This window comes from Candidatus Binataceae bacterium (genome assembly GCA_036495685.1).
In the GTDB taxonomy this organism is placed as follows: domain Bacteria; phylum Desulfobacterota; class Binatia; order Binatales; family Binataceae; genus JAFAHS01.
The window spans coordinates 1-8,316 of sequence record DASXMJ010000100.1 but is presented as its reverse complement, the minus strand read 5'-3'; the positions used below and the strand labels follow the sequence as shown (position 1 = coordinate 8,316).

Sequence of the window (8,316 nt, the reverse complement as noted above, 5' to 3'; positions counted from 1 at the left end):
GGCCGCGATGAAACTTGGCGTCATGATTGGCTACTCCGGAGCCCGGATGCACCTTCCGATTGAGCGCATCCTGCGGGCCGAGGCGCTCGGTTATGATTCGGTGTGGACCGCGGAGAGCTATGGCTCGGACGCGGTGTCGCCCCTGGCTTATATCGCCGCGCTGACCAAGCGGATTCGGTTGGGCACAGGTGTGATGCAGCTCGCCGCGCGCAGTCCTGCCAATGCCGCGATGTGCGCCGGGACCATCGACGCCCTGGCCGGCGGTAATCGCTTTGTCTTAGGGCTGGGTGTATCAGGACCGCAAATCGTCGAGGGCTGGTACGGCCAGCCGTGGGGTCGCCCCTACTATCGTATCCGCGATTATATCGCGATCATGCGCAAAATCTTTCAGCGTGAGGCACCGGTCAGCTATCAAGGTCGCGAGATTTCGCTCCCTTATCACGGGCCGGGTTCGAGTGAGCTGGGCAAGCCGCTCAAGTCGATTCTCCACATGAATCCGAAGCTGCCTATCTGGCTGGGGGCCGAGAACGAAGCGACCGTCAAGCTTTGCGCCGAGATCTGTGACGGATGGCTGGCGATGGGGCTGGTGCCGGACGCGATGTCGCACTATCGCCCTTGGCTAGAGGCCGGTTTTCGTCGCGCCGGCAACGCCAAATCGTTTGATAAGTTTGAGATCTTCACCATCATGCCGGTGATCATAGATCGCGACGTGAAGAGCGCGCTGGATCGGATGAAGCCCAACGTTGCGCTCTACGTCGGCGGGATGGGCGCGCGGAGCAAGAATTTTCACAAGGATCTGATGTCACGACACGGCTTTCCGGAGGCTGCAGCGCGTGTCCAGGAGCTGTATCTTGCAGGGCACAAAGAGGAAGCTGCGGCCGCGGTGCCGGACGAGTTGATCGATTTGCGGGCGCTGGTCGGGCCACCGGCGCGGATCCGTGAGCGTTATCGGGCTTGGGAGAGTTGCGGAGCCGATGGCGCCCTGATCGAGGCGCGCCAAGACGAAGCGATCGAGCTGATGGCCGAGGTGGCGGATTTGCCACGCCCGTAGGCGAACCCGCTCTTGCCCTGAGGACTTGCAAGATAGGCTGAAGCAAACGCGTCAGCGTTCCTTTGAATGGCTGGCCGTGCAGTCCTCCGGCGACCTGCGACTGAAGCCTAGGATTAAGCGATCTTCGCCCGATGGCAGCCAGATCAGGTCGTCATCGCAGTCGTCCCGGGCACTGAGGATACCTGAAAACCTGGCTGCGAAACGCGTGGCCGAAGACGTCAAGGGTTCACTGCTGGAGTCCTTTCGCGACTAACTCTTCCACGGACCTTTCCCAAGTAGGCATCTGACTACGGACAGTTGCCGAGGTGAACGACTTTCTAGCTTAGCTAGCGTTCCTGGCTGGTACCGCGACCTCTATGACCTTTGGTTCAGGGTTGGCTGGCGGCCGTCCGAAATTCTCGCCATCCGGTTCGACTGGATCGACTTCAAAACGCCGGCTTGTTCATTCAAAGCGAGCAGGATTGCCCGCTGGGTAGGTGTTGAGGCACCCCCAAGACCGGGCCAGATGGATCAACCTCATAAGAGAGCGGCCAGCGGTAGCGGAGTCGTGGTGCTCATTTGCTCTCCTTGGGAAAGTGGGGACGCAGAGCGGCGGCAAAGACGCGGTCGAGTATCCGGTCGGGTAGGATGCGTGCCAAGACGGTGATCAGTGCGGCGTCGCGGCCGACGGTGTAGCGAGTGCGCGGCTTTCGCGCCGTCACTGCGTTGGCAATCACCTTGGCCGCGGCGTCAGCGGGCAGGCCCGACTCGGTGAACGACGCGGCCTGCGCGGTGATGGCATGTACCAGCCCGCCGTAGCGCTGGTTTTGCTCGGGGGTCATGATCGACGCCAGCTCATGGGCGGCGGCGATCGCCCGGCCGGCCATTTCCGTACGCACGGCGCCCGGTTCAACCACGACCACCTGGACGCCGAACGGGGCGATTTCGCGTCGCAAGGAGTCACTGACGGCTTCGAGTGCGAACTTCGCGCCTGCGTAAGGACCATAAGTGGCCATGGCGATCCTGCCGCCCACGGAGCTGATGTTGACCACGCGACCCTTGCTGCGGATCAGGGCCGGCAGGAGTGTCTGGGTAACGGCGATGTGGCCGAAGAGGTTGACCTCGAACAGGCGTCGCCACTCGTCGATCGCGAAGACCTCGACCGGTGCGTTGACCGCGACGGCGGCGTTATTTACCAGCGCTCGCACTGCCCGGCCCTGCGGATCCCCGTGCACCCGCGTGGCTAGCGCCCGGATGTGGTCCGGGTTGGTGATGTCGATGATCAGCGGCTCTATACCCGGCCCCCGGATTGCGTCGGCGTCCCGGTCGCGCTGGACACCCGCGAGGACGTGGAACCCCCGCCGGGCCAGTTCGCGTGCCGTGGCCGCGCCGATGCCGGTAGACGCACCGGTTATTATGCCGATCTGTTGGATTTCAGGTGACGCTGTCATGACCGCGCTCCTTTCCTCGACGAGCGAGGAGCGAAGCGCGCTGCGAGGCGCTGCGTCCGCTGCTCCAGTACCTCCATCGAGGGTTGGTCCGCGAGCAACCCGTCGAGCGCGAGGAGGAAGACCTCGGCGCTCGCTTCGTCGCCCAGGATGGAGGCGACGCATTCGTGCGCGATCTTGCGGTAGAGCGCCTCATTCTCGGGGTCGATCCGCTCACAGGCCTCGAGGAACTCGCGCCCCATGGGCGTGCCGACCATCTCGGCCCAGGGTTCGAGCGCCAACAAACGGCACACACTGAGCAAGCGCTCGTAGGGGCTGCCTGGCCCCTTCGCCACCTGCTTCGCAGCAGGGTGCCGTGAGACCAGCCAGTCCACGAAGACGGCCTGCTAGATCTCCTCCTTATTCTTGAAGATCCGGTAGAGCAGCGTCCGCGAGAGGTTGGCGCGCTTGGCGATGTCCTCGAACGCCGTCTTCGCAAAGCCAAAGTTCAGGAAGCACCAGCGCGCGGCGGTCAGGATCCTCGCGCGCCGGACGGCAGCCTGCTCGTCTGTTATCGTCGCTGGTATGGTAACATTGTGACAACGAGAGCACTACATGTCAAGGCGTTCGTCGGCGTTCGCGCCTGCGGGTGCGCTCCATCCGCACTCCGACCCGGAGGCGCGCTGCCTCCTCGTCGAGCACTCCAACTCACTGCGGCAGAACGTCGACGCGTACGCTCGCATTCGAAGTTATCTGGGACAGCCCCTAAGTGGAGAGGCACTGTGCCACCCGCACAAAGTTCGGTATGCGTCTTGGTTCTCGCAGCCCGTAAGAGAGGTTGACTCGAAACCCTGCGAGCACCTCTGTTCGAGACCGACTTCCCACATCCAACCTCCTCTACGGTGACGAAGTGTTTGCCCGTATCGAGGCGGTTTGTCTGATTGCGGAAGAGTCAATGCTACGGAAGATTCTCTGGGAGAATGCGCAGAAGCTCTACAAAGTCAGCAGTCCGACGGCCGCCGACGAAGCAAAACGAGCAACAGACGCGGCGTAGTTCTAACGGAAGGATTCAGAAACGCCGAAGTGACTGACGGATAGGGAAATTGAACCCCCGTCCGAAAATATCCCGGCAATGGCCACTACACGCTTAGTCCGCGATTTGCAGCTCGCCGTCTCGCCCACGGCCCCGGCCTGCATCGCGGGTGCCCGATCCGATCACCTCGCCGCCCCTCGCCCGAATGCCCTCATCGGTTGGACCGGACTCTTGCTTCTCCCCGCGCCTATGACTTCTCGCGGAGCATCGTGTACAAGACCGAGTTGGAGCGCAGCACCTCGTTATGCGCGCTATCCAAAGGGAAAGGACAGTTTATGGGCAAGCTTGACGGAAAAGTTGCGGCCATCACTGGTGCGGGCGGCGGAATTGGACGCGCGCTGGCGAAGGCGATGGCCGCGCAGGGAGCCTGCATCGTCGCCAACGACCTCGGTACCACGCTCGCTGGTGATCGGGCGCCGACATCGCCAGCTAACGACGTGGTCGCCGAGATCAAAGCCGCAGGCGGGCGGGCCGTGGCCAACCTGATGGACATCTCAACGATGGAGGGTGGCAAGGGGCTCGTCGATCAAGCGGTCAAGGAATTCGGCAACCTCGACATCTTGGTGAACCTCGCCGGCGTCATCCGCGATCGCATGATCTTCAACATGGAAGAAGAAGATTGGGATCGCGTGCTGGACAGCCATCTCAAAGGCACGTTTTGCACCAGCCGGTTTGCGTCGGCGCATATGCGCGAGCGCCGCTGTGGCCGTATCATCAATTTCTCCTCCAACGCTGCGCTGGGCAGTCCCGGTCAGCCAAGCTACACAGCGGCTAAAGCAGGGATCCTGGGCCTGACCTTCAGCACCGCTCAAGGATTGCGCCGTTATGGAATCACCTGTAATGCGATCTTTCCTGTCGCTGCAACGCGGATGACCGATACGATCCATCAGGCAGAGTCGCGGATTACGCCCAGTGCTGAGGCGCAAGGAACACCGTTCGATCCGGTCAATGTCGCGCCGATCGTGATTTTTCTGGCCAGCGACGAAGCGGCTGAGATCACCGGTCAGGTGTTCGGCTCGGCCGGCTACAGCGTGACGCGCTACAAGCACATGAGCCCGGAGAAAACCCTTTATAACAAAGTGCCCTGGGAGCTAGACGACTTCTTTGAAGCGATGAAGCGAACGCTTGCGCGCGACCTGCAAAAGCCTCGGATGTCCTAGGGACGGCAAGTAGGCGATGCGCGTGAAAGTTTGACGTGGTGGAGGCGGGGGGAATTGAACCGCGCTCAGGATTCTGGATCCAACCCCCGGGTGGGGGATTTGAAAATCCCCCTCGAGGAGAATCACGGCACGGCGCGCAAAGTGTGAAGCTCTCGGCACCCGGCTCCGTCTCGGCCGAGGTCCCGCTCGGAAATTTCGATGCGGTAAATAGACTGGACCCGCAATTCAAATCGCCAGTTTGTATAGCCGCGCGGCGTTGCGCCACAGGATAAGTTCGCGCTCCCCTACAGGAACCTCGGCAAAATTATTCTCGATCATGCGCGTGGTTTCGGGATACGTCGATGTCGATCGCGGAAACTCCGACTCCCACAGGATGCGGTCCGGACCAACGTAATTGCGGTTTCGCAAACCCACCTTTTCTTTCCACGTGGTCACGTAGCATTGCCGATGGAAGATCTCGGACGGGCGCTCGGTGAACCCTTCGTTTTCGGCCAAACGCTGGCGTTCCCATTGATGGTCCAGAGCTTCGAGCGCGAACGGTACATAATCAATCGCGCTACCCGCAAATACTGGCTGCAATTTCGGAAACCTATATAGGATTCCCGACAGCACCATTCCGTTAATCAATGCTGCGCTGCCGGCCGCCTGGCGGACGTTGTCGAATGCGCGGGCGCCGGCCGCGTCGTAGGCCGGACTGATTTCGAACATCACGCTGGGAGCGCTTCCCGCGTGGAAGCACACGGGGACGTCTAGTTCCTGGATTGTGGTCCACAGCGGGTCCCACTCCGGCTTGTACAGATGGGGAGAGGCGGGATTTATCTGCGAAGGTTGCGCCGGCATGATCAGGCCCCTATGGCCGCGGCCCACCGCGCGCCTGGCTTCGGCGGTCGCCGCTTCAATTGATCCTGCTGGCAGGATGGCCTGCGGCACGAAGCGGCTGGACGTCGCCCATACCTCGATAATCCAGTCGTTGTAGATACGCGCGCATTCGATCTGAAGTTCGAGATCCTTGATTGCGCCGATCGCCTCGCCGCTGACCCCTGCCGCTGATGGGTACAACACCGAACAATCAACGCCATCGGAGTCCATCGCGGCAAGCCGCGCGCGCGGCTCGTACGTGCTCTTGGGCACCTGACTCCAGGCCTGCGGTTCCAGGCCGCGATTGTCAGATAAAGCTCCAGTCGGCGCGAGCGAAGTTGAGGCCCTGACCTGACCGTCGATCACCCACCGCTCCGTTCCATCCGCCTGTGCTGCCACATGCGGAACGCGGTCGCCCCATTTCGCTTGCGACATGCCTCGCGTCCACAGGTCGGGGGGTTCCACTACGTGGTCGTCAACGGATATCACACCAAATCGCAAAGCCACGGCATCACCCTTTCCATGCCTGCGCATAGGAAAAAACAGCGGCGGCCTGATGCCTCCATCGCTTCCATTTGGCTACAGCCTGTAGACGCGTTTGGGATTTTCGACCAAGATCTTGTGCTGATCCTCTTCGGGAACTCCCGCGAAGCTCCATTTCAGCCACTTGTCGGCCGCTGGCCAGATCGAAGTCGGATGTGGGAAATCCGTCTCCCACAAGATCCGGTCGATGCCGATGAAGTCGCGCAGCTCGATTCCTGCCCGCTCGTACCAGAAGTCGACGTAGCATTGCTGACGGAATGCGTCGCTGGGTTTGCGCTTGAGTCCGTTCTTGTAAAGCTGGTTACGCTCCCATTCATAGTCGCAGGCCTCAAGCACGTACGGAACCCATCCGATGCCGCTTTCCGCGCCGACGAAGGTCAGCTTCGGGAAACGCTCGAGCACCCCGCTCAGCAGGAGATTGGCGAAAATCTGTGAGGAGAGCGCGAAGGAGTTCGCGCTGCCCATCGCCAGCGTCTTCATATCGCTAGCGCCAGGCTCGGAACCGAGCGTGAGCCGTTTGGCGCCGGCCACATTATGGAAATGCACCGGCATATCGAGGTCTTGGGCGGTTGACCACAGCGGATCCCAGTAGCGGTCGGCAAACGCCGGCAGACGATACTGCTCGGTGGCGCCGATCATGAGAAATCCGCGATGGCCTCGATTGGCCGCGTGCTTCAACTCAGCGGTTGCGGCCTCGACGCTTGCGAGCGGCAGTTCGGCCAGCGTGATGAAGCGCTGGGGAGCGACGTCGTAAAATTCCTCGGCAAGATAGTCGTTGTACGCCCGGACACAGTCCTTCTGCAACTCGGGGTCCATTCTCATCATGAAAGCTTCGCCACCGACCCCCGCCGTGTTGGGGAAAAGTGCCTGCGCGGAGACGCCGTCTTGGTCCATCGCGCGCATCCGCCCGTCCGCGGTGTAGACCATCGACGGCACATCTCGCCAATGCGTGGGCAGGCTCTTGCGGTCGGGAATCACGCCATGGCACAAGCAGAGCCAGCCGTTCATCAATACTCTCCCGTCGCATAGCCACATCTCCCGACCATCCTTCTCGACGATCTGTGGTATACGGTCGCCCCACTTGGCCTTGGACATCCGGCTGGTCCAGGTGTCAGGTTTTTCCTGGCAATGACTGTCGACATCGATGCGCTTGTACTCGAAGGCCATCGCCTAGTCTCCTTATGAATACCCCAAGCCGGAGATTCCCCGTTTTGAGTTCTGATTCAGATTCCCATGGACGCCCTTGGGTTGGCAAACCCCGAGGTCAGCCCAGCTTTGTTCCACGAGGCCTCCAGCGCCGCACATCCCGTCCAATGCCCATGGATATCGATCAAAGTTAGGGTGTGAACGAAGTTGCCCTCGTGATTGAGGCCGCCGCAGTGCTCGACCGGGCCGGTTTCACAGTAGGCAGGTGGGGGCGCACCTCACGCGTCCAGTGCAGCTAGGTCAATTATGCGGGCAGTCCTGCTCTCTGGCGTAATTTCTAGGATGGCTACTGTGCCGAGTCTTATGTTCTGTTTCACCAAGCTGGGACTTCCAGGATTGACGAAAAGCACCCCTTGGTGAGTTTCCACCATAGCCTCATGGGTGTAGCCGAAAACCACAATGTCCACCGGCTTGCCAAAGATGACCTGTAACGCGTCGGGCAGTGACTCTCCAGGAGGGAATGCCCTCCCGATCGCCCCGGGGATGACATCGTCGCCCAAGCTCTTTAAGATCAACTCATGGCACATGCCAATGGTATGGTTCTCCGCCTCCATCACCTTGGTGGTGTTCACCCTCGGGAGAGCCTCACCCGTACCCACCAGCCACGATGTGGTTGCCGTAACCGGAGCGATACGCTCCAGCCACCCTATGCAAGAGGCGATTTCAACATGCCCGGCATGGAGGATCAGATCGACCCCCTCAAAGGCCCGGACCACTTGGGATGGTGGTTCTGCACCCATGGACGGAATATGGGTGTCTGAGATCAGTCCAATCTTCATACCGCCGTTGAGATGCTGGCGTCGAGCCTCCTCAACGTTCGTCAGTTAGCCAGGCCAACCAAGGCTCAGCAACGGCCTCGTGGTCCCACCAGAAATGGAACCCTACTTGTTCGGCAAGTTGGCGATCGATGTCTCGATCGCCGATGTGAACATAGCGATCTGCCTGAAAACGAGCCTTCACGTCAGGCAGCATATGCTTCGGCACCCAAAAATCTACAGC

General features: G+C 60.9%; 8 protein-coding genes. 2 read left to right on the top strand and 6 right to left on the bottom strand.

The window, feature by feature from the left end; translation table 11 throughout:
* A partial coding sequence (locus tag VGI36_10485) for an LLM class F420-dependent oxidoreductase (protein ID HEY2485568.1) occupies nucleotides 1-1,051 on the top strand: 1,051 nt, incomplete at its 5' end.
* A gap of 554 nt (nucleotides 1,052-1,605) precedes the next feature.
* Here VGI36_10485 and VGI36_10480 read toward each other — a convergent pair.
* Both VGI36_10480 and VGI36_10475 read right to left on the bottom strand, forming a co-directional pair.
* Entirely contained in the window at nucleotides 1,606-2,481 is an 876-nt protein-coding gene (locus tag VGI36_10480; protein ID HEY2485567.1) for an SDR family NAD(P)-dependent oxidoreductase, read from the bottom strand.
* The gene (locus VGI36_10475; GenBank protein HEY2485566.1) at nucleotides 2,478-2,852 is read right to left on the bottom strand and encodes a hypothetical protein; all 375 of its coding nucleotides are present in this window, start codon (nucleotides 2,850-2,852) and stop codon (nucleotides 2,478-2,480) included. The genes VGI36_10480 and VGI36_10475 overlap by 4 nt, the downstream gene beginning before the upstream one ends.
* Before the next feature lie 973 nt (nucleotides 2,853-3,825).
* Here VGI36_10475 and VGI36_10470 point away from each other — a divergent pair.
* Nucleotides 3,826-4,710, top strand: a complete 885-nt coding sequence (locus VGI36_10470; protein ID HEY2485565.1) for an SDR family NAD(P)-dependent oxidoreductase — start codon at nucleotides 3,826-3,828, stop codon at nucleotides 4,708-4,710.
* 225 nt (nucleotides 4,711-4,935) lie between these two features.
* On the opposite strand, the gene VGI36_10465 is transcribed toward VGI36_10470, so the two are convergent.
* The 4 genes from VGI36_10465 to VGI36_10450 all read right to left on the bottom strand — a co-directional run.
* A complete protein-coding gene (locus VGI36_10465) occupies nucleotides 4,936-6,003 on the bottom strand; it encodes an amidohydrolase family protein (protein HEY2485564.1) in 1,068 nt (355 codons plus the stop codon).
* A gap of 144 nt (nucleotides 6,004-6,147) precedes the next feature.
* A complete protein-coding gene (locus VGI36_10460) occupies nucleotides 6,148-7,278 on the bottom strand; it encodes an amidohydrolase family protein (GenBank protein HEY2485563.1) in 1,131 nt (376 codons plus the stop codon).
* A gap of 257 nt (nucleotides 7,279-7,535) precedes the next feature.
* Nucleotides 7,536-8,096, bottom strand: coding sequence for a metallophosphoesterase family protein (locus VGI36_10455; protein HEY2485562.1), 561 nt, complete (start codon nucleotides 8,094-8,096; stop codon nucleotides 7,536-7,538).
* Between the two features lie 31 nt (nucleotides 8,097-8,127).
* On the bottom strand, nucleotides 8,128-8,316 hold a 189-nt coding region (locus VGI36_10450; GenBank protein HEY2485561.1), incomplete at its 5' end, for a hypothetical protein.

Excerpts from the sequence above, each read along its gene's own strand:
- VGI36_10480 (HEY2485567.1), bottom strand. The coding sequence starts at position 2,481 with ATGACAGCGTCACCTGAAATCCAACAGATCGGCATAATAACCGGTGCG.
- VGI36_10470 (HEY2485565.1), top strand. The coding sequence starts at position 3,826 with ATGGGCAAGCTTGACGGAAAAGTTGCGGCCATCACTGGTGCGGGCGGC.
- VGI36_10465 (HEY2485564.1), bottom strand. The coding sequence starts at position 6,003 with ATGTCGCAAGCGAAATGGGGCGACCGCGTTCCGCATGTGGCAGCACAG.
- VGI36_10460 (HEY2485563.1), bottom strand. The coding sequence starts at position 7,278 with ATGGCCTTCGAGTACAAGCGCATCGATGTCGACAGTCATTGCCAGGAA.
- VGI36_10455 (HEY2485562.1), bottom strand. The coding sequence starts at position 8,096 with ATGAAGATTGGACTGATCTCAGACACCCATATTCCGTCCATGGGTGCA.